This window comes from Salinarimonas sp. (assembly GCF_040111675.1).
Classification (GTDB): Bacteria; Pseudomonadota; Alphaproteobacteria; order Rhizobiales; family Beijerinckiaceae; genus Salinarimonas.
Window position 1 is genome coordinate 4,291,475 of sequence record NZ_CP157794.1, and the last position, 25,989, is coordinate 4,317,463.

General features: G+C 74.4%; 25 protein-coding genes. 15 read left to right on the forward strand and 10 right to left on the reverse strand.

The genetic code is table 11. The features are described 5' to 3' along the window. The first annotated feature begins 17 nt into the window (after nucleotides 1-17). Nucleotides 18-779 carry a metallophosphoesterase gene (locus tag ABL310_RS19800; RefSeq protein ID WP_349368719.1) on the forward strand — a complete coding sequence of 254 codons (762 nt, stop codon included), beginning with the start codon at nucleotides 18-20 and terminating at the stop codon, nucleotides 777-779. Nucleotides 780-854: 75 nt separating this feature from the next. On the opposite strand, the gene ABL310_RS19805 is transcribed toward ABL310_RS19800, so the two are convergent. Next, nucleotides 855-1,358: a GNAT family N-acetyltransferase gene (locus ABL310_RS19805; protein WP_349368720.1), complete on the reverse strand. Its 504-nt coding sequence runs from the start codon at nucleotides 1,356-1,358 to the stop codon at nucleotides 855-857. 297 nt (nucleotides 1,359-1,655) lie between these two features. Between ABL310_RS19805 and ABL310_RS19810 the strand changes: the two genes are divergently transcribed. The 6 genes from ABL310_RS19810 to ABL310_RS19835 all read left to right on the forward strand — a co-directional run bounded on the left by ABL310_RS19810 (nucleotide 1,656) and on the right by ABL310_RS19835 (nucleotide 8,723). Further along, nucleotides 1,656-2,366 carry a DUF6065 family protein gene (locus tag ABL310_RS19810; protein ID WP_349368721.1) on the forward strand — a complete coding sequence of 237 codons (711 nt, stop codon included), beginning with the start codon at nucleotides 1,656-1,658 and terminating at the stop codon, nucleotides 2,364-2,366. Beyond that, nucleotides 2,363-3,382 (forward strand): hypothetical protein, encoded by a 1,020-nt coding sequence (locus tag ABL310_RS19815; RefSeq protein ID WP_349368722.1) that lies wholly within the window; start codon nucleotides 2,363-2,365, stop codon nucleotides 3,380-3,382. Before ABL310_RS19810 ends, ABL310_RS19815 begins: the two co-directional genes overlap by 4 nt. Next, nucleotides 3,379-4,614: an MFS transporter gene (locus tag ABL310_RS19820; RefSeq protein ID WP_349368723.1), complete on the forward strand. Its 1,236-nt coding sequence runs from the start codon at nucleotides 3,379-3,381 to the stop codon at nucleotides 4,612-4,614. The genes ABL310_RS19815 and ABL310_RS19820 overlap by 4 nt, the downstream gene beginning before the upstream one ends. After that, nucleotides 4,611-5,597, forward strand: a complete 987-nt coding sequence (locus ABL310_RS19825; protein ID WP_349368724.1) for a hypothetical protein — start codon at nucleotides 4,611-4,613, stop codon at nucleotides 5,595-5,597. Before ABL310_RS19820 ends, ABL310_RS19825 begins: the two co-directional genes overlap by 4 nt. 146 nt (nucleotides 5,598-5,743) lie before the next feature. Then, nucleotides 5,744-7,039 (forward strand): phosphopyruvate hydratase, encoded by a 1,296-nt coding sequence (gene eno, locus ABL310_RS19830; protein ID WP_349368725.1) that lies wholly within the window; start codon nucleotides 5,744-5,746, stop codon nucleotides 7,037-7,039. Nucleotides 7,040-7,046: 7 nt separating this feature from the next. Next, on the forward strand, nucleotides 7,047-8,723 hold the full coding sequence (locus ABL310_RS19835; protein ID WP_349368726.1) for a M28 family peptidase: 1,677 nt from the start codon (nucleotides 7,047-7,049) through the stop codon (nucleotides 8,721-8,723). Here ABL310_RS19835 and ABL310_RS19840 read toward each other — a convergent pair. The 9 genes from ABL310_RS19840 to ABL310_RS19880 form a co-directional block, all read right to left on the reverse strand. Next, nucleotides 8,710-10,698: an FAD/NAD(P)-binding protein gene (locus tag ABL310_RS19840; protein WP_349368727.1), complete on the reverse strand. Its 1,989-nt coding sequence runs from the start codon at nucleotides 10,696-10,698 to the stop codon at nucleotides 8,710-8,712. The genes ABL310_RS19835 and ABL310_RS19840 overlap by 14 nt on opposite strands. Further along, nucleotides 10,695-11,759, reverse strand: coding sequence for an aminotransferase class I/II-fold pyridoxal phosphate-dependent enzyme (locus ABL310_RS19845; RefSeq protein ID WP_349368728.1), 1,065 nt, complete (start codon nucleotides 11,757-11,759; stop codon nucleotides 10,695-10,697). The genes ABL310_RS19840 and ABL310_RS19845 overlap by 4 nt, the downstream gene beginning before the upstream one ends. Continuing rightward, on the reverse strand, nucleotides 11,756-12,736 hold the full coding sequence (locus tag ABL310_RS19850) for an alkaline phosphatase family protein (RefSeq protein ID WP_349368729.1): 981 nt from the start codon (nucleotides 12,734-12,736) through the stop codon (nucleotides 11,756-11,758). Before ABL310_RS19850 ends, ABL310_RS19845 begins: the two co-directional genes overlap by 4 nt. An 88-nt stretch (nucleotides 12,737-12,824) precedes the next feature. Further along, nucleotides 12,825-13,760 (reverse strand): hypothetical protein, encoded by a 936-nt coding sequence (locus ABL310_RS19855; protein WP_349368730.1) that lies wholly within the window; start codon nucleotides 13,758-13,760, stop codon nucleotides 12,825-12,827. After that, entirely contained in the window at nucleotides 13,757-15,085 is a 1,329-nt protein-coding gene (locus ABL310_RS19860; RefSeq protein WP_349368731.1) for an LLM class flavin-dependent oxidoreductase, read from the reverse strand. Before ABL310_RS19860 ends, ABL310_RS19855 begins: the two co-directional genes overlap by 4 nt. A 31-nt stretch (nucleotides 15,086-15,116) precedes the next feature. After that, nucleotides 15,117-16,331 carry a hypothetical protein gene (locus ABL310_RS19865; protein WP_349368732.1) on the reverse strand — a complete coding sequence of 405 codons (1,215 nt, stop codon included), beginning with the start codon at nucleotides 16,329-16,331 and terminating at the stop codon, nucleotides 15,117-15,119. A gap of 91 nt (nucleotides 16,332-16,422) precedes the next feature. After that, nucleotides 16,423-16,623 (reverse strand): hypothetical protein, encoded by a 201-nt coding sequence (locus tag ABL310_RS19870; protein WP_349368733.1) that lies wholly within the window; start codon nucleotides 16,621-16,623, stop codon nucleotides 16,423-16,425. Between the two features lie 75 nt (nucleotides 16,624-16,698). Continuing rightward, entirely contained in the window at nucleotides 16,699-18,150 is a 1,452-nt protein-coding gene (locus tag ABL310_RS19875) for an amidase (protein ID WP_349368734.1), read from the reverse strand. Then, a complete protein-coding gene (locus tag ABL310_RS19880) occupies nucleotides 18,147-18,395 on the reverse strand; it encodes a hypothetical protein (protein ID WP_349368735.1) in 249 nt (82 codons plus the stop codon). The genes ABL310_RS19875 and ABL310_RS19880 overlap by 4 nt, the downstream gene beginning before the upstream one ends. A gap of 210 nt (nucleotides 18,396-18,605) precedes the next feature. Between ABL310_RS19880 and ABL310_RS19885 the strand changes: the two genes are divergently transcribed. From ABL310_RS19885 to ABL310_RS19920, 8 genes are all read left to right on the forward strand, one after another. Beyond that, on the forward strand, nucleotides 18,606-18,872 hold the full coding sequence (locus ABL310_RS19885; protein WP_349368736.1) for a hypothetical protein: 267 nt from the start codon (nucleotides 18,606-18,608) through the stop codon (nucleotides 18,870-18,872). A gap of 34 nt (nucleotides 18,873-18,906) precedes the next feature. Continuing rightward, nucleotides 18,907-19,524 carry a Rieske (2Fe-2S) protein gene (locus tag ABL310_RS19890; RefSeq protein ID WP_349368737.1) on the forward strand — a complete coding sequence of 206 codons (618 nt, stop codon included), beginning with the start codon at nucleotides 18,907-18,909 and terminating at the stop codon, nucleotides 19,522-19,524. Then, nucleotides 19,521-20,378 carry an aromatic ring-hydroxylating dioxygenase subunit alpha gene (locus tag ABL310_RS19895; protein ID WP_349368738.1) on the forward strand — a complete coding sequence of 286 codons (858 nt, stop codon included), beginning with the start codon at nucleotides 19,521-19,523 and terminating at the stop codon, nucleotides 20,376-20,378. The genes ABL310_RS19890 and ABL310_RS19895 overlap by 4 nt, the downstream gene beginning before the upstream one ends. After that, on the forward strand, nucleotides 20,375-21,004 hold the full coding sequence (locus ABL310_RS19900; RefSeq protein WP_349368739.1) for a glutathione S-transferase: 630 nt from the start codon (nucleotides 20,375-20,377) through the stop codon (nucleotides 21,002-21,004). Before ABL310_RS19895 ends, ABL310_RS19900 begins: the two co-directional genes overlap by 4 nt. A gap of 74 nt (nucleotides 21,005-21,078) precedes the next feature. Next, complete coding sequence (locus ABL310_RS19905; RefSeq protein WP_349368740.1) at nucleotides 21,079-22,413, forward strand: 8-oxoguanine deaminase; 1,335 nt, start codon at nucleotides 21,079-21,081, stop codon at nucleotides 22,411-22,413. Between the two features lie 204 nt (nucleotides 22,414-22,617). Continuing rightward, the gene (locus tag ABL310_RS19910; RefSeq protein WP_349368741.1) at nucleotides 22,618-23,724 is read left to right on the forward strand and encodes a BMP family ABC transporter substrate-binding protein; all 1,107 of its coding nucleotides are present in this window, start codon (nucleotides 22,618-22,620) and stop codon (nucleotides 23,722-23,724) included. Between the two features lie 59 nt (nucleotides 23,725-23,783). After that, the gene (locus ABL310_RS19915) at nucleotides 23,784-24,896 is read left to right on the forward strand and encodes an ABC transporter permease (protein ID WP_349368742.1); all 1,113 of its coding nucleotides are present in this window, start codon (nucleotides 23,784-23,786) and stop codon (nucleotides 24,894-24,896) included. After that, nucleotides 24,896-25,825 (forward strand): ABC transporter permease, encoded by a 930-nt coding sequence (locus ABL310_RS19920; RefSeq protein ID WP_349368743.1) that lies wholly within the window; start codon nucleotides 24,896-24,898, stop codon nucleotides 25,823-25,825. The genes ABL310_RS19915 and ABL310_RS19920 overlap by 1 nt, the downstream gene beginning before the upstream one ends. Nucleotides 25,826-25,989 lie beyond the last annotated feature (164 nt).

Genomic DNA, 25,989 nt, shown 5'->3' on the forward strand with positions numbered 1-25,989 from the left:
GTCGCGAGCGTCCTCGCATGAGGGTCCTCGCCGTCTCGGACATCCACATCGACTATTCCGAGAACCTCGACTGGCTGCGGGGCCTCTCGCGGGTGGACCACAGCGACGACGTGCTGATCCTGGCCGGGGACGTCTCGAGCGCGCTCCCCCTCGTCGCCCACGCCTTCGAGCTTCTCGCCGCGCGCTTCCGCGTCGTCCTGTTCGTGCCCGGCAACCACGACCTCTGGGTCGGCCCGGACCGGAGCCTCGGCGATTCCTTCGACAAGTATCGCGACGTCGTGCGGGTGGCGCGCGAGAGCGGCGTCTCGATGCGGGAGTGGCGCGAGGGTGCGCTGCGCATCGTGCCGCTGCTGGGCTGGTACGACTTCAGCTTCGGCGACCCCGACGACCGGCTGCGCACGTCGTGGGCCGACTTCCGCGTCTGCCGCTGGCCCGAGGGCTACGACGCGTGGGCGGTGACCTCCGAGTTCCTGCGCCTCAACGCGCCCCTGCATCCCGTCGCCGACGCGGTGACGCTGACCTTCTCGCATTTCCTGCCGCGCATCGACGTCGTGCCGGAGCGCGCCCGCGCCGCCTACCGCTTCCTCGATCCGGTGCTCGGCAGCCGGCGGATGGACGAGCAGGTGCGGGCGCTGGGCGGGAGCCTGCACGTCTACGGCCACAGTCACGTCAACCAGCGCAAGGAGCTCGACGGGGTGACGTACGTCAACAACGCCTTCGGCTATCCACGGGAGCGGCGGATCGCGCGCAAGGAGCTGGTCTGCGTGTACGAGACGTGAGCGCGGCGGTTCCCGCGGTCCGCGCCGGCGCGCGACGGATCGCCCGCGTCGCGGGACGCACCAGCCGGCCGCCGCTCAGGCGGGCCGATCGAGGACGCGCGAGACGTAGGCCGGCGCCCAGCCGACGCGCGCGATGGCGTCGAGGCGCGCACGCAGCGCGTCCGCGGTCGGCGCCGACACGGTCGCGCCGAGCCGCGCGCCACCCGCCGCACGGGCGACGGCCTCGATGTCCGCATAGAGGCGTCGCGCCACGCCGCGACCGACGGCGCCGGGAAGGACATGGACGTCGTGGACGTAGGCTTGGCGCCGACCGAGGGTCTCGCAGGCGTCGTCCAGGTCGACGAGGGACGCGCCGAGGCGCTCCCCTCCCGCCTCCGCCACCGCCGGCGCAGGCGGCGCCCTTCGCCCGCAGGCGCGCGAAATCGGCGTCGACCGCCTGCTCGAGCTCCGGCGCGCCGACGCACCCCCTCTCGGGCCCGTAGGTCGTGCGACCGGTCGCGGCGAGGGGGCTCGACGGGTTGCCTCGGGGGGTGACCTCGGCGTGTACAGGCGACGACCGGCAGGCGTCGACGCCCCCACTCCGACGAACTATCGCGTTGACCATACGATGAATGATTGCCATACTTCAGGTGGCTCCGAGAGTGGAGCGGATATGAATGATCGTCTGCGACCCCGCTGGGGCGATCGTTCGAGCACAGGAGAGAAGCGATGAAGATTGTCCTCGCCAGCACTCTGCGTCCGGTTTCGAGCAACGGCCGTCGCGTCTTCGCGAACGGCGGCGGCGCCGCCCGCTGAGGCGACGCCGGCGAGCGCCGCCCGGCTACCTGGAGGGCGACGCTCGCCTCTTCCGACCGATCGCCGTCATCCGAGGCGCTCATGAAGTTCTTCAAGGCCTGGCCGGGCGTTCTCGATCCGACCCCCGCGACGGACGATCTCGCCGGCGAGATCTCGTCGCGTGCGCACCGGTTCTGCGAGCCCTATCTCGCCGCCAACAGGGCGGGCTGGCTTCTCTATCCGCCCCTCGACTTCACGCTGACCTGGGACGGCGCATCGATCTTCGCACAATTGGAGGGCGTTGAGGCGCTGCTGAAGCTCGATCGCGCCTTCCTGCCGGGATGCGCCGACCATTGGGAGGACCGGGTCCCGGCCGAGGCGCTGGAGCTGATGCCGCCCTTCCTCGAGGCCTTCGCGGAGCGGGGCGTCGTGCAGGTCTGGACCGGCTTCTACGGCGTCACGGAGCCGGAGGTCAGCGCCTGGATCCGCGCCCCGGTCAACCGGCGGGGCGACCCCGCCTGCACGATCATCGAGGGCGTGGTCGAGACCGACTGGTGGGCGGGGCCGCTGTTCACCAACATCGAGATGCTGCGCACCGACGAGCCCGTCGCGTTCTCGCGCACGCGGCCGTGGCTGCAGGTGATCGAGGTGCCGCGCGCCGTTCACGCCCGCGCGCCGGCGCCGGAGGTGACGCAGGACCTCGCGGACGTTCCCGGCTGGCTCTGGCAGCGGCTGACCGAGAACGCGCTGCGCCGCAACGCGGGCACCCCCGGCACGTATCGCCGCAAGGCTCGCCGCGGGAGCGCGGCTTGAGCGACGCCCGGCGCTTCGTCGAGGCCGCCCTCGACGCGGCCGCGCAGGCGCGGCCGGTGCGGCTGGCGCCGCTCGACGAGGACGCGCTCGCCTCGCTCGCGGCGTTCGCGGTCGCGCAGAAGCTCGAGAGCGTGCTCGCCTCCGCCGTGCCCGCGCTCGCCGGGCTCGGGCGCTTCCTCGCCGAGCTCGACGCCGTGCAGCGGCGCGCCTTCGCCCCCGACGCCGCCGCGCTCGCGCGAATCGAGAGCCTCGTGCTCGTGCAGGGCTTCCCCTGGAACGCCCGCCTGGGGCCGGCGCTGCCGCCCGGGCCGCGGGGCGACATCGACGTGTACGTGGCGCCCCGGGACGTCGCGCGCTACGAAGAGACCCTCGCGGGCCTGGGCTATCGCGCCCTCGGCGTCGACGCGCAGGGCCGCGTCGTCGCGCTCGACGAGGCCGCCCGCCGCGAGGCGGCCGCACAGGCGAGCGGCGGGCGCGTGGTGAAGGACCCGGCGCTGAGCCGGATGGCGCAGGAGCCCCCGCCTCCCCTCGACGACGCGCTGGAGCTCGCCGACGCCTACGGGCCGATCCGCCGCCTGGCCGAGGGGCCGCGCGTCTTCCTCGTGCTGGAGCGGACCGCCTCCTACGGCGGCGCGGACGAGGGCGCGGTGATCGCCGACCCGGCGAACCAGGAGCGTTTCCTCGGCGCGCGCACGCTCGACGCGACGACCTTCGCCACCTTCTCGGCGCGCCGCGTGCACGTCGGCGTCCGGGAGGGGCAGGAGCGCCTGCGGTCGCTCCTGGAGCTGGCCGCGATCCTCGGGGACGAGCGGCACGGGTTCGCGGCGCCGCGCTTCGTCGCGCAGGCGCGACGCTGCGGCTTCCTCGAGGACGTCGGCGCCGTGCTGGGCAGCCTGGCGCGGCTCTCGGACGCCTGCGCCGCGCGGATCGCGGCGCTCGACCTGCCGCATACGCTCGACCCGGCGTTCCACGAGGAGCTGCTCTACGGCCAGGGGCTCGTGGAGGCCGCGCGGTGACCGCGAGCGAGCCGACGCGCCGCCTGCGTGACCGGCTCGTGCCGGTCAACCCCACCTTCGCGCGCATCCTCGTCGCCACGGCGCTGTGCAGCGCGTGCGCCGAGATCCTGCACCTGGCGCTGCCGCTGGCCGCCTACGACCTCAGCCGCTCGGAGATGGATCTCGCCGCCCTGCGCGGCGTGACGTTCCTGCCGAACCTCCTGCTCGGGGTCTTCATCGGCGTCATCAACGACCAGCTGCTCAAGCGGCGCGCCTTCGTCGCCTACGTCTTCGCGCAGCTGGCCATCCTGTGCGTGCTCGCCGGCCTCGCTTATCTCGACGCGATCTCGCTGCCGGCGCTGCTGGTCGGCGCCTTCGGCATCGCGGGCGTGCGCTACGCCTTCGGCAACGCCCGGATCGGGCTCACCAAGCTCGCGGTGCCCGGGCACCGGCTGGTCGATGCGAACGCGGCGACGACCGGGGTGGATTCCGTCATCGCGGTCGCCGGTCCGGCGGCCGCGGGCCTCATGCTCGCGAGCATCGGCTTCGGTGGCACGCTCGGCGTGTGCGTGCTGGCCATGGCGGCCGCCCTCGCCGTCTCCCTCACGATCGCGGTCGACGAGCCACGCCCGCCGCGCCGCTCGCTCTGGAAGGCGCTCGTCGAAGGGGTCCAGGCGTTCCGCGCCAATCGCGTCCTGGTGGCGATGTCGATCGCGGTGCTCGTCGTCAACGGCGCCGAGGGCATCTACGCCACGATGCTCATCGCCTCCCTCAAGGGCGTGCACGGCGGCGGGGACCTGATGGTCGGGCTCGTGCTCAGCGCGAGCGGCGTCGGCGCGCTCCTCGCGGCCGTCGGCACCCCGCGCATCCGCGCCCGGCTCGGCACGCCGCTCACCTTCGCCGGCCCGATCGCCGCGACCGCGCTCGTCTACGTGGCCGCGGCCTTCGCGCCCGACGTCTGGACGCTGGCCGGCCTCGCCTTCGCGGAGGGCTTCTTCTCGACCGTGTTCGTGATCGGACTGTGGACCTTCCGCCAGGAGACGACATCGGCCGAGACGATGGGGCGCGTCGCGGGGATCACGGGCTCGATCTTCAAGATCGGCATGCCGCCGCTCATCCTGCTCGGCGGCTTCCTCGCGGAGAGCGGCGACGTCTCGACGGCCCTCCTGCTCGCGGCCGGCCTCAACCTCGCGACGGTCGTCGGGCTCTGGTTCTCGCCGCTGCGCACGGCCGGGCGGAGTGTCCCCGCGTGAGCGGCGGCGATCCCGTGCGTCGCGCCTCGCGCGCGGCGGAGGACCCGAGCCCGGAGGAGTGGCGCGCGCTCGCGGACCCGGCGGTCGCCCCAGCGGAGCGACGGGTCTTGCGGGAGGACCTCCACTTCCGCGCCGCCTGGCACGATGCGCGCACCCTCCTCGGCCCCGGCGCCGCCGATGCGGTGCGGGATCTCGCGCTCTTGTGCCTCAAGCCGGACGCCGTCGTCGGCCGGCGCGGCGCGCGCATCCTGGCGTTCCTGGAGGAGCACGGCGGCACGCCCGTTGCGGCGGCGCCGATCCGGTTCGAGCGCAGGGCGACGTACGAGCTCTGGCGGAACGACTGGGTCGTCTATCCCGTCGACAGGCTCGCCTTCTGCCGGTTCTGGTACGAGGCGGCCGAGGGGCTTCTCCTTCTCGTCCACATGCCCGCGCGCGGCGCGGTGTCGGCGGCGCGGCGCCTGAGCGCGGTGAAGGGGTCGTCCCTGCCCCGCGCGCGCCGGCCGACGGACCTGCGCACGCGCCTCGAGCCGCCCAACCAGGTTCTCAACTTCGTCCACGTCGCGGACCATCCGGGGGACGTCCTGCGCGAGCTCTCGATCCTGCTCGATCCGCCGGCCCGTCGCGCGGCCCTCGGCGAGGCCGCGGCGCAGGTCCGTCCGGAGGCCGCGCGGGCGCGCGTCCGCGCGGCGCTCGAGGCCGTCGAGGCCCGCAACCCGCGCCACGACCTCCTGTTCGCGCCGGCGCTGGAGCGCCTCCTCGCGAGCCCCGCGGGACCGATCCTCGAGGCGGAGGTCTTCGCCCGGCGGCCGGCGCTGCGCGCGGGCCGGGCGGCCGCGGGCCTGGCGGGCGACGAGGGCGTGCCGTGGTGGACGTTCGAGGCCGCGATCGCCGGCGCGACGCTCGACCACCGGGCGCGCTGGGACGTCGTCGTCGTGGCGAGCGAGCTCGTCGCCTACGAGCATGCCGACGCCCTGCAGCCTTGACACGGCCGGGCGTACGCAGCAGACATTGTGCCGATCGCGTCGCGGGCCGCTGGATGGCGAGACCGCGCGGCACAGGGGCCGCCGGCGGCGCCTGACGCCTCCGGGCGCGGGAGGCAGAGCGGCCGCACACGCAGGAGGCATCCGGAATGGCGGACATCATCGACATCGTGGCCCGAGAGGTCCTCGACAGCCGCGGCAACCCGACCGTCGAGGCGGACGTGCACCTCGACGACGGCGCCTTCGGCACCGCCATCGTGCCGTCGGGCGCCTCGACCGGCGAGCGGGAGGCCGTGGAGCTGCGCGACGGCGACGAGAGCCGCTATCTCGGCAAGGGCGTCGCCGACGCCGTCGCCGCCGTGGAAGGCGAGATCCGGGATGCGCTCCTCGGCATGAGCGGCTACGACCAGCGCGGCGTCGACGCGGCCATGATCGCCGTCGACGGCACCGACAACAAGAGCCGGCTCGGCGCCAACGCGATCCTCGCGGTGTCCCTCGCCGTCGCCAAGGCCGCCGCGGACAGCCAGGGCGTCCCGCTCTACCGCTACGTCGGCGGCGCCAACGCCCACGTGCTGCCGGCGCCGGGGATGAACATCGTCAACGGCGGCCAGCACGCCGACAATCCCATGGACTTCCAGGAGTTCATGATCATGCCGATCGGCGTCGACCGGCTGTCGACGGCGGTGCGCGTGGGCTCGGAGATCTTCCACACGCTCAAGGCCCATCTGCGCCGGGCCGGGCACGCGACCAACGTCGGCGACGAGGGCGGCTTCGCGCCGAACTTCAGCCACGCCCGCGAGGCGCTCGACTTCATCGTCGAGGCGATCGCCGGCGCGGGCTACACGCCCGGCGTCGACGTCGGCATCGTGCTCGATCCCGCGTCCTCGGAATTCTACGAGGACGGCGCCTACCACTACTCGGGCGAGAAGCTGGTCCGCTCCCGCGAGGAGCACGTCCGCTACCTCGAGCAGCTCGTCGCCGATTACCCGATCGTCTCGATCGAGGACCCGATGGCGGAGAACGACCGCGAGGGCTGGAAGATGATCACGCAGAGCCTCGGCGGGCGCTGCCAGCTCACCGGCGACGACAATTTCTGCACGAACCTGAAATACCTGGAGGCCGGGATCGCGGACGGCATCGCCAACTCGATCCTCGTCAAGGTCAACCAGATCGGCAGCCTCACCGAGGCCCTCGATACCGTCGAGCGGGCGCAGAAGGCCGGCTACACCTGCGTGATGTCGCATCGCTCGGGCGAGACCGAGGACACCACGATCGCGGACCTCGCGGTCGCGACCAATTGCGGCCAGATCAAGACGGGCTCGCTCTCGCGCTCGGACCGCACCGCCAAGTACAACCGCCTCATCCGCATCGAGGAGCAGCTCGGCGACAGCGCCGTCTACGGCGACGCGTTCCTCGCGCGCGCCCGGGCGACGGCGAAGCGGTGAGCGCGCCGTGACCGCGCCGGCGAGCGGGCTCGATCGGGAGGAGACTTCGGACGAGACCCGGGACCTGCTCGCCGCCTTGTGCGCCTTCGACCGCTACCAGGCGAGCCCCGGGCTCGCCGCGGCGGCCGACATCCTGGCCGGGCGGGTGTCGGCGCTCGGCTTTCCCGTCTCGGTCGACCGTCGACGGGTGGACGGGCGCCGATCCTGGTGGACGTTCGAGAGCCCGCAGCCTTGGGCGCCGGCGCGCGCGCGGCTCGTCTGCCCCGGCGTCGTCGCGCTCGACGAGACGACGCCCTGCCTCGTCGCCGTGCATTCGCGGGCGACGCCGCCCGGCCGCGACCACGTCGTCGTCGTGCGCCTGGACGAGGCGGGCGCGCCGCCCCCGCCGGGCGCGCTCGTCCTCGTGCCCGCGAAGAGCTTCCGGATCGACGCGCTCCTCGCGGCGAGCGTGGAGCGCTTCGCGACCGACGCCGCCGCGCGGCAGGCGCCGGACGGCGCCCCGTTGCGCGGGCGCATCGAGCTTCCCAAGCACGCGCCGCTCACCGGCTTCAGCCTGACGCGCGCCGAATTCGCCGCCCTGCAGGGCACGGCGGGCCGCATGCTGGAGGCGAGCCTCGCCCTGGACGAGAGCGCCGACATGCCGGTCGTCTCCTGGTCCCTGCCGGGGGATCGGCCGGGCGAGGTGCTGCTGATGGCGCATCTGTGCCATCAGATGCCCGGGGCCAACGACAACGCCTCGGGCGTCGCCGGGCTCGTTCTGGCGAGCCGGTTCCTGCGCGATCGCCTGGCGCATGTGCCCCCGGCGCGGCGGCGGACGATCCGCTTCCTCTCCGGCCCCGAGTTCACCGGGCCCGCGGCGCACCTCCACGGCGACGGCGAGACCCCGCGGGCGCCGCCGCACGCGGTGATCGACCTCGACATGATCGGCCAGGCCGCGTCGGCCGGCGGCCGGTTCGGGCTGGAGCGCGCCCCCACGGCCGACGGGTTCGCGCTCGAGGCGCTCGTCGCGACCGCCCTCGACGCCGCGCCGGAGCTCGCCGGCTGGCGGCTGTTCCCCTTCCACGGCTATTCCGACAACGCGATCTTCGCCGCGGGTCCCTTCGCCGCGCCGACCGTCCAGCTCTGCCACGACCGCGACGCCTACAACCACACCGACGGGGACGCCCCGGAGCGGCTCGACCTCGCCGTCCTGCACGCGGCGGCCGGGGCGGCCGCGCGCGCGGCGGCGTGGGCGGCCGCGCCCGACCTTCGGGAAGAGAGCTCGGCGCATGCGGCGGTGCGGCGTCACCGCCGCCGCTGTGCGCGGCGCGTGGAGGCCGTCGCCGGGCGGGCCGCCCGCGCCGGCGCGGAGGACTGGGCGCAGGCCTATCGGGCCGCGGCGACCGCTCGTCTCGTGGACGGCGGCGAACGCCGCGAGCGGACCCCGCGCATCCGGCTGTCCGGCCCCCTCGACCTGCGCGGCATCCTCGCGGCGCTTCCCCCGGCGGACGCGGCGGAGATCGCGGCGGCGCGGGCGCGCGACAAGGCGACGCTCGCGCGCCTGACGAACGGCGTGGTGGCCTTGTGGGAGGGCGTGGAGCCGGCGGAGGCGACGCGCGCCGCCTCGTTTGCGCTCGAGCAGCCCTTCGACGCGGGCACGACGGCGCTCGTGGAGCGGGTCCTGCACGCGATCAGCCGCCTGTGAGGCCCCCTGCCCCGCCGCCGGCGCGGCCGACGACCGCCTGCGCCCAGGCGCCGAGCACGCCGGCCACGCCGCCGCTCGCGCCCGGGCGGGCGAGGCTCTCCTGGAAGTAGCGCACGCCGTCGACGGGAGAGCCGACGAGGGTGAGGCGCGGGTCCGGCCGCCCGCGCGCGTCGAGGGCGTGATGACGGGGATCGATCGCGATCGCTCCCGGCCGATAGCCGGGCTCCCCGTCCGCCCCGGGGTTCTCCCATTGCGTCACGAGCCCGCGATCGAGCAGCGCGCGGTAGAGCGGCGCGCGGCTGCGCCGCGGATCGAAGCGGCGGACACGCGCGCCGATCACCACGTCGGCGGCGACCCGACAGCCCGTCCGCGGGCCGATCACGGCGAAGCGCCCGCGCTCCGGGTCGAGCTCGACCCGCGCGCCCGGGCCGGCGGACAGGTCGAGGATGCCCGCCTCCGCGACGGCGAGGAGCTTCTCCATGGGCTCGACGGCGGAGCCGTTCGAGAGCCGGTTGTAGGCGCGCAGCCGCACGCGGCCGAAGCGCTCCTGCGAGGCGGCCGTGAGGCCCCCGAAGTCGAGCGCGGCCGCGAGCGCCGGCCGCAGCTCCCGCCAGGCGGCGTCGATGGCGGCCTTGAGCGGGTCGTCGAGATTGCCGACCCGCGCCCGCGCCAGATCGTCGGCGATCGCCGCGCGGGTGCGGGCCGCCCAGTCGCCGTCGCCCGGGGGAAGCGCGCCCTCCATCAGCGCGAGCCCGTCGAGACGGCGGGTCGATCCGCCGGCGCGCGCGGCCTCGTCCACGGCGGCGAGGAGCGCCGCCGACGCCTCGCCGGCAGACGCGGCCGGGGCGTCGAGGTAGCGCGCGAGCACGGTCGGGAGGGACGCGCGCAGGGCGCTCCCGACCGCGTCCGGCGCGGCGGCCGCGTGGTGGACGCAGGCCATCTCGGCGAGGACGAGGGGCAGCACGTCCCGGTCGAAATCGAGCTGCGCCGTCTCCCCGCGGCCGGGCAGGGTCGTCCATCGGCCGCGGCGCGCCCGCAGGCGCGCGACGGCGTCGATCGACAGGGCGTAGGCTTCATGCGGCGGCGCGCCGCGCGCGGCACGGACGTCGCGGGCGCGGGCGAGGACCGGTCGCCCGGAGGGCGACACGCCGACGATCCGCCGCGGCTCGCGCCCGCCCGCCCGGTAGCGCAGCCGGCCGCTCGCGTCGCGCTCGAAGCCGCCGCCGCGCCCTTCCGTCAGGTGCAGCACGACGTCGATCGCCGACAGGCCGAGCCCGAGCAGCGCGACGGTCGCGCCGGCCGGCTCGAAGGCGTCGTCGAGCGCCGCGAGGGGGTACGGATCGTGGACGTAGGCGAGGCCGGCGCGCGCCTGCGCGAAGGCCGCGTACGCGCTCTCCGTCTCGTCGGGCGCGATGCGATCGTGGCCGGTGGCGAGGAGCGCGGCGCGGGTCGCGAGCCGCACGGGCGACCGGCCCTCGACCGTCACGACGAGCGGCGCGTCCGGACCCTCGCCCGCGGGCGCGATCGCGACCGCCTCGCCGGGGACGCGCGCCACCTCGCCGCCCCCGGCCTGCTCGAGGCGTGCGGCGTGGCTCGCGAAGGCGGCCGCGAGGGCGCGCCCGTGCAGGGCCCGCTCGGGGGTGTCGCCGCGCCCCAGCGCGGCGTCGAGGCGCCCCGCCGCGACCTCGCGCTCCTGCCAGGCGTGGAAGTCGGGCATCGGCCCCGAGCCGAGACCGAGCGCGACGTCGCCGGCCGCGCGGTTGAGGTAGCTCGTCGGCGCCTGGTCCCAGGCGTGGACCGCCCCGCAGCCGAAGGCGCCGTCGCGATCGACGACGGCGATCCGCAGCCCGCGCGGCGGCGCGAGCGTCTCCGCCGCCCAGGCGAGGCGCTCGAGCGCGTAGGTCGCGTGCGGCCCGCCGCCGACGACGACCGCGTCGTAGACGTCGTCCCATCCCTGATGTCGCGGACGGCTCACGGCGCGCCTCCGCCGAGGAGCGCGGCGAGCCGCGCCCGTCGATCCGCCCGCATCGGCGCGCTGAAGCGCGCGAGCGCGCCCGTCGCGCCGTCGTGGACCAGGTGCCGCTTGCCGTGGATGCCGAGGCGCGCGAGCCGGGCGACGGCGTCGCGGTGGAGCGGGTCGGCGTCGGGGTCGTAGAGGAGATAGGGCAAGGCCGGGTGGGAGGCGATCGGCGCGGGGAACCCGGCGGCCGCCAGCGCGTCGCAGGCGGCGCGCCGCGCCTGCGCGATCGCGTCCCGCAGCCGCGCCTCGACCGCGTCGGGGAGCGCCAGGATCGCCTCGGCGGCGGCGAGCGAGAGGCTCGAGACCTGAAGCGGCGGCAGCGCGGCGGCGATGCGCGCGACGGCGTCGCGCCCCCCCGCCGCGTAGCCGCAGCGCAGGCCACCCATGCCGTAGGCCTTGCTCAGCCCGCGCAGGACCACGAGATTCGGCGGCATCGGCGCGATCCCGAGCGCGCTTTCGGCGGCTTGCATGTAGTTCGCGTTCGATTCGTCGACGACCACCGCCTCGAAGCCGCGCCGGCACAGATCCACGATCGCGGCTGGATCGGGCGCATCCGCGCTCGCGCGCAGGGAGGGATGCTCGAGGAAGACGACGTCGGCCCGCGCGGGCCCGAGCGTTCCGGCGACGGGGTCGACGGGGTCGACCGGGGCGGTCCCGAGCCGCGCGAGCCAGGCCGGCAGGTCGGGGTAGACGGAGCCCAGAACCGCCACACGCCGCGTCGCGAAGGCGCGCGCGGTCGCCGCCACGAGGGCGCCGACGCCGGCGCCGCAGACGAGATCGACATCCTCCCCGAGCGCGAAGCGGCGGGCGACCGCCGGAGACAGGCGTGCGCGCCCGTAGGGATCGCCGACCGGGTAGATCGCGATGTGGCGGGCGGCGTCGGCGAGGACCGGCGCGAGCGCCTGCGAGAGCTCCGGCTCGAGCGCGTCGCGCTCGTCGCTCGTCCAGGAGAGATCGAGCCGTCCGGGCCCGTCCGCGAGCGCGAGGCCGCGATAGCTGTCGACGGCGAGCTTCATCGGGCCTCCCAGACGGCGAAGGGGACGCGCCGCTCGGCCGGCGAGCCGCCGCCGTGGTCGTGGGTGTAGAGCGGGTCGGTCAGGAACCGGGTCCCGGTCGCCAGGAGGACGAGCGGGCCGACGCGCGCGCGATACGGCCCGGCGGGAAACAGCGCCTCGCGCCGCACGAGCCGCACGTCCTCGGGCAGGAGGGTGCGCAGGGCCCGCTCGATCCGCGGGTCGTCGGCATCGTAGAGCCAGCGCATCCGCCCGGCCCCGCCGACGGCGAGCCCCTCGCGCTCGCAGAAGGCCGCGAGCCGCGCGGCGAGCCCGGGGTCGTGCCGGGTCGGGACGAGGCCGTGATCGGCATAGGCCACGACCCGCGCGCGCCTCGCGAGCCGCCCGGCCGCCGCGTCCAGCCGGGCGAGGAGGTCCTCCACCCAGGGGTCGACCCCGTGATGGTGGATGGCGAGGTCGATGTCGACATGGCACCAGACGAAGGCGGGCGCCGCCTCGTCGAGGGTGCGCGCGAGCGCGCTCTCCAGGGTCTCCACCAGCTCCCCCGGCTCGGGCCGCTCGACCGCGCGCCCGGCCAGGAGCCGCGGCCCCTCGCGGATCTCGGCGCCCGCGAGAAGCCGCGACCGCCAGGGGCCGTCGAGGTCGAGGAGATCCCCCGTGAGCGCGATCGCCCGCCGGCCGAGGCGCGCCGCGTCCTCGAACGCCGTCGCGACGGGGGGCAGAGCGAGGTCCGGATCGGGCGAGAGCACGAAGCGCGCGACCCGATCCGCCTCCGCGCGCTGCACGACGCCGAGCGCGCCGTGCTCGACGGGCGCGAGCCCCGTGAGGCTCGAGAGCCAGCCGGTCGACGAGGTCGTCGGCAGCTCCGCGGACATGGCGGAGATCCGCGCGCCGCGCCACAGGCGCCGCGCATCGGCGAGGCCGACGCCGTCGGCGCCGATCACGACGAGCGAACGGCCCCGCTCCTCCTCCCGGTCCATGAGAGCCGCGAGGCGCGCGCGCACCCCGCGCACGAGGGGCGCGCCGGCGCTCCCTCGGCGGCGCGCGCCGGGCGCATTCCAAGGAAGATCACGCGCGCGCACCGGCGGCCTCGATCTCGCCGGCGAGCCCGGCGATGTCGCGATCGATGAAGTGGGAGCCGAAGGCGAAGACGTCGAGCGGATCGGGCTCGAGCCCGAGCGCCGCGATCGCCGCCTCCAGCGCGTGCAGGTCGAGGCGCGACCGGCCGGAGAGCGTCGCGTCGATCCGCTCCACCAGGTCGCGCGTGGCCGCCCCGGGCATCTCCGCGGCGGCGGCGCGCAGGCGCAGGGCCGCGGCCCGGGGATCCGCGTCGTGCTCGGGGATGCGGGCCGCGAGATCCGCGAGGACCGGCGCGAGATCGCCCGCGTCGGCGCCCGTTCGAACGGCGGAGAGGAGGCGGGGCCGAATGTCGGCGTCGGCGAGGATCGGCAGCTCGCGCAGCACGTCCACCGTCTCGTCGGCGGAATGCAGGAAATTGAGGATGCTGTTGGGGCTGCCGAGCCGGGTGCGCAGATGCCACGGCTCGCGCCGCTCGACGAGGGCCGGCCCCTTCGCCGCGCTCATCCGCGCCGCGCCGCGCAGCGCACGGCCATCGGCCTCGTCGCGGAACAGGACGAGCAGCGCCGGCACGCGCGAGGCCCAGCGCGTGTACAACCGGATCTTGTCGATCGTGTTGCGCCGGATCTGGTAGCGCCACAGCGCATGGATCACGGGCCCGGTGAAGGCGAGCGGCGCCGCCGCGACGGGCGCGAAGCCGTCTTCGCGCAGGAGCGCCAGGGCGGGCGCGACCTTGCGCGCGGCGACCGCGTCCGGCTTGAACAGGACGAGCGCGATCGGCGCCAGCGCCGGTGCGAGCGCGTCGCCCAGCGCGACGCGGGCCTCGGAGAGCCCTTCGCGGAAGAAGCTGTCCTCGGAATACAGCGCGCGCTTGCCGGAGTGCTCGGTGAGGGCGTCGAGGGCCCGCGCGGTCTCCTCGGGGCTCACGGCGCGACCCGCCGTTCGGGGCGCGCGAGCCCGAGATGCTCGCGCAGCGTCGTTCCCTCGTAGCGCTCGCGGACGAGCCCGCGGCGGCGCAGCTCCGGAACGCACAGGTCGATGAAGGCCTCGAGCCCGCCGGGCAGCGCGGCGGGCATGACGTTGAAGCCGTCGGCGGCCCCCTCGACCACCCAGCGCTCCAGCTCGTCGACGACGCCGACGGCATCGCCGACGAGGAGGAGGTGGCCACGCGAGGCCGCGACCTCCCGGTAGAGATCCTGCAGGGTGAGGCCGGCGGCGCGGGCGCGCTCCAGCAGGAGCGCGGGCCGGCTGCGGCTCGCGTCGGTCCGCAGCGTCTCGGGGAGCTCCGGCAGCGGGGCGTCGACGGCGAGGCCGGACAGGTCGATCTCGCCGAGCTGGCCGGCGAGCAGGGCGAGCCCGACCTCGGGCGTGATCAGCGCCTGCAGGCGCTCGAAGGCGGCGCGCGCCTCGGCCGCGGTGGGCGCGACGATCGGCATGACGCCGGGGAGGACCCGGATCGTGTCGGGGTCGCGGCCGAAGCCGGCGGCGCGCGCGCGCATGTCCTCGCGGAAGGCCCGCGCGGCGCCGATCTCGTTCTGCGCGCAGAACACGACGTCCGCCGTCCTTCCGGCGAGCGCGCGACCGGGCGGCGACGCGCCCGCCTGGAGCACGACCGGCCGTCCCTGGGGCGAGCGCGGGACGTTGAGCGGGCCCCGGACGCGGAAATGCTCGTCCGCATGGTCCAGCGCACGCAGCTTGCCCGGGTCGAAGAAGCGTCCCGCCGGCTTGTCGCAGACGAAGGCGTCGTCAGCGAAGCTGTCCCACAGGCCCGTCACGACGTCGACGAAGGCTTCGGCGCGCGCGTAGCGGGCGTCGTGGGCGACATGCGCCTCGCGCCCGAAATTGCCGGCCTCGTGCACGTTCTGTGAGGTGACGAGATTCCAGCCGGCGCGCCCCGCGGCGACGTGGTCCAGCGAGAGGATCTGGCGGGCGACCGTGAAGGGATGGTTGTAGGTCGTCGAGGCGCTCGCCACGACGCCGATCCGCTCGGTCGCGGCGCACAGGCTCGCCGCGAGCGTCAGCGGCTCGAGCTGCGCGACGTAGTTGATCGCCGACCGGGACAGGATGTCGACGTCGCTGCCGCGCATCGCCATGCTGTCGGGAAGGAAGACGAAGTCGAAGCAGGCGCGCTCGCAGGCGCGCGCCATCTCGCGATAGGCGGCGGGCTCGGCGCCCATTCGTGCGCGCGTCTCCGGCAGGCGCCAGGCGGCGACGTGGTATCCCGTCGGGTAGAGGAACGCCGCGAGGTGCATCGCCACCGCCTCCCCTCGAGCCGGGCTCGCCTCAGGTGGCGTCGGCGGGTTTCAGCAGCCGCCGGAACTTGACGAGCAGCGGAAACGGGACGAAGCGCTCGACGTGGAAGCCGAGATCCTCGTTGTACTCGTAGGTCGTCGGCACCTGCTCCGCGATCTGGGCGTAGCCCTGGACCATCCGCTCCGCCATGCCGGGAAACTGCGACTGCAGCGCGTACGCCATCGCGTAGTAGGTGTTGCGGCCGAGGGAAAAGCACGGGTAGCGCGCGTCGTAGTTCTCCCGCGAGTAGGTCGGGAAGCATCCGTCGATGATCTTCTTGGGGCACATCCACAGCGGCATGACGAGATTGACCGGACCGATCGGCCGCAGCGGATGGCGCGCGGGCGCGAGGCCCTGCGACACCCGGTACAGCGACTCGCACAGGATGTCCTCGAGGTTGATGCCCGTCGCGACGTAGGTCGCACCGAGCTCGGCGGCCCGCTTGCTCAGGGCGAGACGGATCAGCAGGGTGCCGAGGAACTCGAAGTCGTCGCCCGGGAACTCGCGCTCGAACCGCTCGACCAGGCCGTCGCGGCCGGGCTCCATGCCGAGCAGGCGCATGACGTCGCCCTCCTCCACGACGTCGAGCGCGAGGCCGTAGCGGTCGCACAGGGCCTGCGCGCGCGGCACGCCGAGATCCCAGTCGGGAATGCCCTTGATGATCATGGGCCGGATCGTCGGGCCGTCCTCGCCGAGCCGCGTCAGGCCGTGCAGCATGGCGTTGCTGTCGCCGCCGCCGCTGACCCCGACCACGAGCGTCTCGCCGGCGGGGACGTGCGCCCGGATCGTCTCCGCGACGCGATCGGCGATGATGCCGCGGCACTCCTCGGGGGTCAGCTTCTTCAGCAGCGTCTCGACGCGGGCGCCGTCGTTGTCCATGCGCTGGTAGATGAACTCCGTCGACTCGGCGCCCTCCACCTCGTCGGCGACGAGCGTGGGGTTCTTGATGTCGAACAGGAACGGGTTGATGTTCCGGTTGAAGTACAGGAACAGCTCCGCGCCGGCGGGGAAGCTGTCCAGGCGCCGGTCGAGGCCGGCGGCGAGGGCGAGGCTCTCGCCCGGCGCGGCGCGCAGGTACATCGAGACCGCGGACCAGGGAACGCCGTTGCGCACCAGAACGTCCAGGATCCTGTCGGAGGGCGCGCCGGTCAGCGCCTCGCGTCCGTGCGTGGTGACGACCCAGATGGCGGGGGTCTCGGCGGACATGGCGCGCTCCTGCTGATGCGACCGGGTACTCGGCTACGCCACCCGAGCGCGCACCGCGCGCCGAAGCGCCCGGAGCGCGCTCTTCGACGACTTACTGCGCGCCCGTCTCGCAGCTCGCGCCGCAGATCACCTCGAGCCCGAACTTGGACGCGGGGACGCTCTGACGCCCGACGCGGGCCGCCTCGAGATCCGCGAGCGAGACCACCTTCGTGCGAGCCGTGGTCGCCCGGGCGACGACGATCCGCTTGAGGTCGAAGTTGCTCTGGGTGGAGACATTCGCCTTGATGTTCATCGCGTTACCCCTTCTCGCCGGTGGCAGCCCCATGCTGGCCACCTTCAGAAGTAGAACCTAGCGATTGCTTATCTGTCAAGCTGGAATAGCGCCAGCTTCAGATCGACGATCGCTGGTCGATTCGTGATTTAGCGATGCGGCGATCATGGGTTTCGGGAAGGGCCAGGTACCGGCTGTGGCGAGCGCCTCCTGCAGCCAGCGCGCGGCATCCAGGAGGCGTCGATCCGCCATCGGCGCGCCCATGAGCTGCATGCCGAGGGGCAGGCCCTCGGGCGAGAGGCCGGTCGGCAGGCTCGCGGCCGGTGCGCCGAGCACGTTGGCGACGATCGTTCGCGTCGCCGTGAGGGCCGGCGGCGGGGGCCAATCCCGCGTGAAGGCCGAGAGGAGCGGCGCCGGGTGCAGCGAGCCCGGATAGATCACCGCGTCGAGCCCGGCGAGCCGCGGACGCGACGCCGCGACGAGCTCCGCGCGCAGGCGCTGCGCGTCGACGTAGTCGGCGGCGGTCAGGAAGGCGCCGGGCGCGACGCGCTGATAGGTGTAGCGGCCGAACCCCTCGGGCGCCTCGGCGATGGCCCGGGCGTGAATGGCGTAGGCCTCCGCCGTCATGAGGACCCGGCCGCAGGCGTCGAAGAGCTCGAAGGCCGGCAGCGCGACGTCCTCGACCGCGATGCCGGCCCCCTCGCACAGGCCGATCGCGGCCTCGATCGCCGTCGCGACCGCCGGATCCATCGTCGGAGCGCGCTCGAGATGCCCGCGAACGACGCCGATCCGCAGCCGCGCGGGCTCGGCGGGCGCGGGCCCGTGGAAGGCGATCGCGCGGGCGACGCTCGCCGGGTCGTCCGGGTCGTGCCCGGCGACGACGTCGAGCACGTGCGCGCAATCCTCGACGCGCTCCGCCAGGACGCCGACGTGGTCGAGCGCCCAGGAGAGCGGGAACATGCCGCGCCGCGACACGAGGCCGAAGCTCGGCTTGACGCCGCTCACCCCGCACAGGCTCGCCGGTCCGCGCACGGAGCCGCTCGTGTCCGACCCGAGCGCGAAGACCGCGAGCCCGGCCGCGACGGCGGCGCCGCTCCCGGACGACGACGCGCCGGTGAAGCGCTCGGGGTCCCAGGGATTGCGCGCGGGCGGGTACGGGCAGTCCGGGCTCGGCCCGCCGAGCGCGTATTCGTGGGTGGCGAGCTTGCCGAGGCACACCGCCCCCGCGGCGGACAGGCGCGCGATCATCGGGGCGTCGTGGCGAGCGGGCCCGCTCGGCTCCAGCCGCGCGTTGCAGGTCGTGGGCGCGCCCGCGACGTCGATGATGTCCTTGACCGCGTAGGGAATGCCGTGGAGCGGCCCGAGGTCGACGCCCTCCGCGAGCAAGCGATCGGCCGCCGCCGCCTCGGCGCGGGCGCGCGCCTGCGTCACGTGGATGAAGCTGTGCAGCGTGGGATCGAGCGCGGCGATGCGGGCGAGCCTGGCCTCGACGAGCGCGGTCGCGGTGGTGCGGCCCGCGCGCAGGTCCGCCGCGAGCGCGCGGATCATCGCGGCGGCTCCGCGCCGTCGCGGGGCTCCGCGACGCCGGCGACCGCGCCGTCCGCGACGAAGACGCAAGCCGGCTCGATCCTCGCGTCCCTGGACGCGCGCACCAGGGCGACCTTCTCCGAAAGCGCGGCGACGTTCGCCGCGAGGGGGGCCAGCTGATCGTCGGGGACGCGCAGGCCGAGCGCGGCGCAGCGCGCTGCGAAGGCGTCGCGTCCAGCGTCCGGCGGCTCGCCGTGATGGGACATGCCGCACCCTTTCCATCGCCGAGATGCTACTTTAAGTTCCTCTCGACTGGCGACGTTGTCAACCCGAGCGTGAGGTTCGCCGGCCTGTGCGCCCGACGCACCGTCCGCGTCCTCGAGAGCGAGGTCGTCCAGCGGGGGTCACCCGGTGGACCCGGCGCGATCGCGCGCTATCCTGGCGCGGCGCCGGACGGCGCGAGGGGATGGGGCGGAATGCGCGACGAGCGGATCATCGCGGCGCGTCTCGAGGTCCGCGGCAGCGGGCTCGGCGCGGTCTTTCGCGGCTTCGCGGAGGATCGCCTGCGCCGCTACGGGCTCGAGGGCGCGGTGTCCGCCGGCGCGACGCGGGCCGAGATCCGCGTGCGCGGGCCCGCGGCGCTCGTCGACATGCTGGAGGTCGCCTGCCTGCTCGGGCCGGCGCAGAGCCTCGTCGAGAGCTGCGCCGTCGTCCCTGATCCCCACGGCACGCCGCTTGCCTGAGCGGCGGCGCGGGTCGCAGGAGGAGGGCGAGACGGTGAGCGCAAGGTGGCATCCGATCGCGCTGTCGCAGGACGTCCCGGCCGGCGTCGCCGCGCCGGTCCTGCTCGCCGGGCGCGAGCTCGTCCTCTGGCGCACCGAGGCGGGGCTGCTGCGCCTCTTCGTCGACCGCTGCCCGCATCGCGGCATGCGGCTCTCCTTCGGCTTCGTGCGGGGAGACGCGCTGGTCTGCCTCTATCACGGCTGGCGCTGGGGCGCGGACGGCGCCTGCCGGGCGATCCCCGCGCATCCCGATCTCGAGCCGCCGCGCTCCATCGCCGTCGAGGGGTTCCTCGTGCGCGAGGCGGCGGGGCTCGTCTGGGCGGCGCTCGCCGAGCCCGGCGGACCGCCGCCGGAGACGCCCGCCGCGGCGCGCCCCCTCGCGACGCTCGCGGTCGAGCGCCCCGCATCCGTCCTCGCGCATGCCCTCGGCGAGGGCCCGCTCGTCGGGGCCGAGGCGGACGGGATCGCCCTCCTCCTCGGCCTCCAGCCCGTCGACGATCATCGCGCCGCCCTGCACGCCTTCGCCGCCGATCCGGACGTCGCGCCCCTGCGGGCGCTCGGCGCCGCGGAGGCGCTGCGCGCGCGCCTCGAACGCCAGGGAGACGCCGCGTGACGACCGACCTCGAGCCCGCGCTCCGCGACGCCTGGCAAGTCCTGTGCCGCGGCGACGACCTGCCGCCGGGGCGCGCCGCGCGCCTGCGCCTCCTCTCCCGCGACGTCGCGGTCGCCCGCGAGGCCGACGGCGCCCTCGCCGCGAGCGGGCCCGACGGCGCGCCGCTCGCCGTCGCAGAGGCCTACGGCCACGTCTTCGCCTGCCTCGGCGCGCCCGCGCGCCCGCTCTTCGCCATTCCCGAATTCGCCGAGCCCGGCCGGCGGCTCGCCGCCTGCGGCGCCGTGCGGGTGCGCGCCTCGGGTTTGCGCCTCGTCGAGAACTTCCTCGACATGGCGCATTTCCCCTTCGTCCACACCGATCTCCTCGGCGTCGAGGAGCGCCCCGAAGTGCCGCGCTACGACGTCGAGATCCGCCGCGACGTCGACGAGGTCTGGGCCGTGAATTGCCGCTTCTGGCAGCCGAAGGCGGCGGCGTCCTCGTCGCAGGGGCAGATGAGCGAATATCTCTACCGCGTCGCCACGCCCTTTACGGTGATGCTCTACAAGACCTGCCCGGCCGACCCCGCCCGCTTCGACGTGATCGGCCTCCTGATCCGGCCCGCCGAGCCGGACCTGTCATACGCCTACGCCTTCGTCCTCGTGCTCGACGACGCGAGCGCCCACACCGCGATCGTGCATTTCCAGCAGACGATCTTCCTGCAGGACCGGATCGTGCTCGAGAACCAGCGCCCACGCCTCCTGCCGCTCACGCCCGCCGCGGAGACGCCGACGCGGGCCGACATGTCCTCCGTCGCCTATCGCCGCTGGCTGAAGCAGAAGGGCGTGCGCTTCGGCACCGTGGAGGGCGCGCCGTGAGCCTCGTCCTGCACGACTGGGAGATCTCCGCCGACTGCTACCGGGCGCGGCTCCTCGCCGGCGCCCTCGGCCTCGCCTATGCGCGCGTCCCCGTCGACGTGATCCCCGGGCGAGAGACCGAGGCGCCCGCCTTCCGCGCGCTTTCGCCCGCCGGCGCGCTCCCCGTCCTGGTCGACGGCGACCTCGTCCTCTGCGAGATCGGCGCGATCCTGGTCCATCTCGCCGAGCGCCATGATCCCGCGGGCCTCTGGCTGCCGCGCGAGCCGGCGCGCCGCGCCCGCGCCCTCGAGAGGCTGGTCTTCGCGCTGGGCCCGCTTCGCGCCTGCGACGCCGCGCGGGAGGCCGCCTTGTTCGAGACGCCGCAGCCCCTCGCCGACCCGCCCGCCGCGGCGCGGGCCGCGCTGCGGACGCTCGAATCCCTCCTCGCCCGCCAGGCGCTGGCGGGCGAGCCCTTCCTCGTCGACGGCGGCCCCACCCTCGCCGATCTCGCCGCCTTCCCCGCGGCCGCGCTCGCGATCGACTGGGGCGAGGACCTCGCCCTCCTGCCGAAGACGCGGCTGTGGACCCGCCGCGTCCGCGCGCTGCCGGGCTTCGTCACCACGCCGGGGGTTCCCGAATTCCTCTGAGGCGGCGCCCGGCGGCCCTGCTCCTGGCGCGAGACTTGCTGAGCCGCACGCATCGCGACAGCGGGAGCAGCGCCATGCGGACGTGGATCAAGGACCCCCTCGCCATTCTGGCCGAGGGCGCGGAGCGGGGTGTGGTGGTCGAGGGATCGCGGATCGTCGCGCTCGTGCCGTCCGGCGGCGAGCCGGAGGAACCCCTGGACGCGGTATTCGACGCCTCGCGGCACGTGGTGCTGCCGGGGCTGATCAACACCCACCACCACTTCTTCCAGACGCTGGCGCGGGCGCATCCGCAGGGCATCGACAAGGAGCTGTTTCCCTGGCTGCAGAGCCTCTACCCGATCTGGGGGCGGATCGACCCGGACATGTTCCGGCTCGGCGTGCGGCTGGCGCTGACCGAACTCCTGATGTCGGGCTGCACCACGGCCATGGACCACCACTACCTCTTCGCCCGCGGCCTGGAGGACGCGATCGACGTCGAGATCGAGGAGGCGCAGGCGCTCGGCCTCCGCGCGGTGATGGCGCGCGGCTCGCTCACCCTCGGGCAGTCGGAAGGGGCCGCGCCGCCGGACCATTGCGTCCAGGACGAGGACACGATCCTCGCCGATTCCGAGCGGCTGCTGAACCGCTATCACGACACGTCCGAGGGCGCGATGACCCAGATCGCGCTCGCGCCCTGCGCGCCCTTCGTGGTCTCGCTCTCGATCATGCGCCAGTCGGCGCGGCTCGCCGAGCGTTTCGATTGCCGGCTCCACACCCACCTCGCCGAGACCACCGACGAGGAGGCCTATTGCCAGGAGCGCTTCGGCCTGCGCCCGCTCGACTGGCTGGAGGAGGCCGGCTGGCTCGGACCGCGCACCTGGCTCGCCCACGGCGTGCACTTCACCTGCGAGGAATGCGATCGCCTCGGCCGCGCCGGCGTGGGCGTCTGCCATTGCCCCACCTCGAACGCCACGCTCGCCTCCGGCTTCTGCAAGACCCGCGAGCTGGAGGCCGCCGGCAGCCCCGTCGGGCTCGGCGTCGACGGCTCGGCCTCGAACGATTCGTCCAACCTGATGGAGGAGGTGCGCCACGCGGTGATGGTCAACCGGCTGCACTATCGCTCGTCCTCCGCCGTGACGCATCGCGACGCCCTGCGCTGGGCCACCGAGGGCTCGGCGCGCTGCCTCGGGCGCGACGACATCGGGCGGATCGCCCCCGGCAAGCAGGCGGATCTCGCGCTCTTCACCCTCGACGAGCTGCGCTTTTCCGGCGCGCACGACCCGATCGCGGCCCTCGTCCTGTGCGGCGCGAACCGGGCCGACCGGGTGATGGTCGCGGGCGTCTGGCGCATCGTCGACGGCGTGCCGCCGGGCGTCGACCTCCTTGCCCTGATCGCGGCGCATTCCGCCGCGGCGCGGAAGTTCGCGTGATCGAGATGTATACAATAGCGCCAGAGCTGCCGCTCCCGTAGGCAGATCGTGGCGGCCCGCCGCCCCCGACCCGCGGCGCGATGCCAGGCGCGCCATGGCGAAGCGGGCTGCGGCGATCCTGGCATAGGCATTGCGTCACGAGCCCTCGCGCGGCGCGCCCGGCGCCGCGCCCGGCCCGTCCGCCGATCCAGGGAGCGCCCACCCATGCTGAAGACCGATCTCTCCCGCCGCTCGTTGCTCAAGGCCGGCGCCGCCGGCCTCGCCGCCGCCGCTCTTCCCGCGGGCCTCGCCCGCGCCCAGGGCTCCGTCGTGATCGGCGCCGTCTATGTCGGCCCGCGCGCCGATTTCGGCTGGAACCAGGCGCACGCGGTCGCCATGGACATCATCAAGGGCGTCTCCGGCGTCAGCGTCATCGAGGAGGAGAACGTCCCCGAGACCGACGCCGTGGCCCAGACCATGGAGTCGATGATCAATCTCGACGGCGCGAACGTCATCCTCGGCACCTCCTTCGGCTATTTCGACCCCTTCATGGTCGACCTCGCCGCGAAGTATCCGGACGTGCAGTTCCGCCACGCGGCGCCGCTGTGGAGCGCCGACACGCACCCGGCCAATCTCGGCTCGTATTTCTGCTATCTCAACCAGGCGCATTTCGTGAACGGCGTCGCCGCCGGCCTGTCCTCGGCCTCCGGCAAGATCGGCTTCGTCGCGGCCAAGCCCATCCCGAGCGTGCTGTCCAACATCAACTCGGTCCTGCTCGGCGCCCGCTCGGTGAACCCGAACGCCACCGTGCAGCTGATCTTCACCGGCGACTGGTCGATGCCCGTGCGCGAGGCGGAGGCGGCGAACGCGCTGGTCGACGCCGGCTGCGACGTCATCACCTGCCACGTCGACGGGCCGAAGGTGGTCATCGAGACGGCGGAGGGGCGCGGCGTGAAGAGCTGCGGCCACAACGCCTCCCAGGCGGAGCTCGCGCCGAGCGGCTTCATCACCGGCGCCGAGTACAAGTGGGAGACGATCTACCGCCTCTACGCCGACGCCTTCGCCGCGGGCGAGCCCCTGCCCAACGTCGTCGTGGGCGGCTACCACAACGACATGGTCCGCAACACGCCCTTCGGCGCCGGCGCGACGCCCGAGGCGATCGCCGCCGCGGAGGCCGCCATCGAGGCCCTGAAGGCCGGCAAGCCGATCTATGTCGGCCCGCTCTCGGACAACGAGGGCAACCTCGTGATCGAGGGCGAGAAGGACAATTACGACCCCGAGCTCGACGGCATGAACTACCTGCTCGAGGGCGTGGTCGGCTCGATCACCTGAGCGCGAGCCGCGGCCTTCATCGGAGGTCGTGGCACTTCTCGAAGCGGAGCGACAGGCTCATGGCAGACACCGCCGCCGCCGTCCCGAAATCCGCGTCGCGCGCCCGCGCCGGCGGGCTGCGGCTCGGGCCGGCGGCGGAGGTCGTCTGCATCGTCGCGCTGGCGCTCGTCGCGTCGGCGGCGATCTTCTCGGCCTTCCTGCTCGCCATCGGCCATTCGCCGGCGCAGTTCTTCGGCCTCGTCTGGCTCGGCGGCTTCGGGACGTCGTTCTCCTTCCAGAACACGCTCCAGCGCGCGGCGCCGCTGATCCTGACGGGGCTCGCCTTCGCCATCCCCGCCCGGCTCGGGCTCACCATGATCGGCGCGGAGGGCTCGCTCGTCATCGGCGGCTTCGCCGCGGCGGCGATCGCGATCCCGCTCGTCACCAACGCCGCCCCGCCGGTCCTGACGCTCTCGCTGATGGCCTGCGCGGCCATGATCGCCGGCGGGTTGTGGACCGCGCTCGCCGGCTGGCTGCGGCAGGCGCGCGGCGTCAACGAGACCATCTCGACCCTGCTCCTCACCTACATCGCGATCGCGATCATGTCCTTCTTCGTCGAGGGCGCACTGCGCGATCCGGGCTCGGCGAACCGGCCCTCGACCCTGCCCATCGGGCGCGAGACCATGATCGGCGACATCCCGGGAACCAGCGTGCACTGGGGCCTCGCGGTAGGCATCGTGCTGGCCGGCGCGCTCTGGGTGCTGATGGCGCGCACCACCTTCGGCTTCGCCGCGCGGCTCACCGGCGGCAACCCGCGCGCGGCCCTCGCCCAGGGGCTCCCCGTCGGCGGGCTGATCGTCGCCTGCTCCGCCATCGCCGGCGCCTGCGCCGGGCTCGCCGGCTTCTTCGAGGTCGCCGCCGTGCACGGTCAGGCGAACGCGGCTCTGGTGGCGGGCTACGGCTTCACCGGCATCCTCGTCGCCTTCCTGGCGCGCCAGAACCCGCTCGCGGTGGTGCCGGTGGCGATCCTGTTCGGCGCCCTCGCCGCCGCCGGCGGGCTGATCCAGCGGCGCATGGGCCTGCCCGACGCGAGCGTGCTCGTGCTCCAGGGCATCCTCTTCGTCGTGCTGCTGGCTTCCGAGACGCTCTACGGCCGCTTCCGGATCTTCCGGCCGGCGGGGGAGAAGGCCTGATGGACGCCCTCGTCGACACCGCGGGCTTCACCCTCCTCGTCGCGCTGATCGGCGGCGCGATCCGGGTCTCCACGCCCTTCATGTTCGTGGCGCTGGGCGAGTGCCTCACCGAGAAGTCCGGGCGCATCAATCTCGGGCTCGAGGGCAACCTCGTGCTCGGCGCCATGGTGGCCTACGCGATCTCCTTCCACACCGGCTCGCCCTGGACCGGCGTCCTCGCCGCGGGCGTCTCGGGCCTCTTCCTCGGCGCGATCCACGGCTTCGTCTGCAAGCTGCCGCGGGTGAACGACATCGCGGTCGGCATCGCCATGATGGCCTTCGGCACCGGGCTCGCCTTCTATCTCGGCAAGCCCTACATCCAGCCCTCCGCCCCGCGGCTCGACGCCATCCCGCTCGCCGACTGGACGGGAATCCCCAGCCTCGCCCAGGCGCTCGCCATCAACCCGCTCTTCTTCGTCGGCATCGCGCTGGCGCTCGCCATGAGCTGGTTCTTCCGCAACACCCGGCTCGGCCTCGTCGTGCGCACCACCGGCGACAGCGCCCCCGCGGCCAAGGCGATGGGCGTCTCGGTCGACCTCGTGCGCTTCCTCGCCACCGCCGCGGGCGGCTTTCTCGCAGGCGTCGGCGGCTCGTTCCTGTCGCTCTCCTATCCGGGCTCGTGGAACGAGGGCCTGTCCTCCGGCCAGGGCCTGATGGCGGTGGCGCTCGTCATCTTCGCGCGCTGGGACCCGATCCGTTGCGTCTTCGCCGCGCTGCTGTTCGGCGCCGCCGGCGCCATCGGCCCGGCCATGCAGGCGATCGGGATCACCCAGGGCTTCTACTTCTTCAACGCCGCGCCCTACATCCTGACGCTGCTGATCATGGCCTCCTCCGCCCGCTCCCGCTTCTCCGGCCGCGACGCGCCGGGCGAGCTCTCGATCGTGAAGTGAGGAGAATCGGATGAGACGCGCGAGCACTGTCATCCCCGGCCGGAGCGCCGAAGGCGCGCAGGGGAAGGGGATCCAGCACGACGTGTCGCGCCGCAGGCGCTCCTTGCGGCGGCGACCAGCCGCCTCGTCGGCGGCATGCGGCGCGCCTTCGGCGCACAGTCTCT

What these genes read in the sequence shown, in the direction of transcription:
- ABL310_RS19800 (WP_349368719.1), top strand. Translation starts at nt 18, where the DNA reads ATGAGGGTCCTCGCCGTCTCGGACATCCACATCGACTATTCCGAGAAC.
- ABL310_RS19810 (WP_349368721.1), top strand. Translation starts at nt 1,656, where the DNA reads ATGAAGTTCTTCAAGGCCTGGCCGGGCGTTCTCGATCCGACCCCCGCG.
- eno (WP_349368725.1), top strand. Translation starts at nt 5,744, where the DNA reads ATGGCGGACATCATCGACATCGTGGCCCGAGAGGTCCTCGACAGCCGC.
- ABL310_RS19845 (WP_349368728.1), bottom strand. Translation starts at nt 11,759, where the DNA reads ATGAAGCTCGCCGTCGACAGCTATCGCGGCCTCGCGCTCGCGGACGGG.
- ABL310_RS19850 (WP_349368729.1), bottom strand. Translation starts at nt 12,736, where the DNA reads ATGGACCGGGAGGAGGAGCGGGGCCGTTCGCTCGTCGTGATCGGCGCC.
- ABL310_RS19860 (WP_349368731.1), bottom strand. Translation starts at nt 15,085, where the DNA reads ATGCACCTCGCGGCGTTCCTCTACCCGACGGGATACCACGTCGCCGCC.
- ABL310_RS19865 (WP_349368732.1), bottom strand. Translation starts at nt 16,331, where the DNA reads ATGTCCGCCGAGACCCCCGCCATCTGGGTCGTCACCACGCACGGACGC.
- ABL310_RS19870 (WP_349368733.1), bottom strand. Translation starts at nt 16,623, where the DNA reads ATGAACATCAAGGCGAATGTCTCCACCCAGAGCAACTTCGACCTCAAG.
- ABL310_RS19875 (WP_349368734.1), bottom strand. Translation starts at nt 18,150, where the DNA reads ATGATCCGCGCGCTCGCGGCGGACCTGCGCGCGGGCCGCACCACCGCG.
- ABL310_RS19880 (WP_349368735.1), bottom strand. Translation starts at nt 18,395, where the DNA reads ATGTCCCATCACGGCGAGCCGCCGGACGCTGGACGCGACGCCTTCGCA.
- ABL310_RS19885 (WP_349368736.1), top strand. Translation starts at nt 18,606, where the DNA reads ATGCGCGACGAGCGGATCATCGCGGCGCGTCTCGAGGTCCGCGGCAGC.
- ABL310_RS19905 (WP_349368740.1), top strand. Translation starts at nt 21,079, where the DNA reads ATGCGGACGTGGATCAAGGACCCCCTCGCCATTCTGGCCGAGGGCGCG.
- ABL310_RS19910 (WP_349368741.1), top strand. Translation starts at nt 22,618, where the DNA reads ATGCTGAAGACCGATCTCTCCCGCCGCTCGTTGCTCAAGGCCGGCGCC.
- ABL310_RS19915 (WP_349368742.1), top strand. Translation starts at nt 23,784, where the DNA reads ATGGCAGACACCGCCGCCGCCGTCCCGAAATCCGCGTCGCGCGCCCGC.
- ABL310_RS19920 (WP_349368743.1), top strand. Translation starts at nt 24,896, where the DNA reads ATGGACGCCCTCGTCGACACCGCGGGCTTCACCCTCCTCGTCGCGCTG.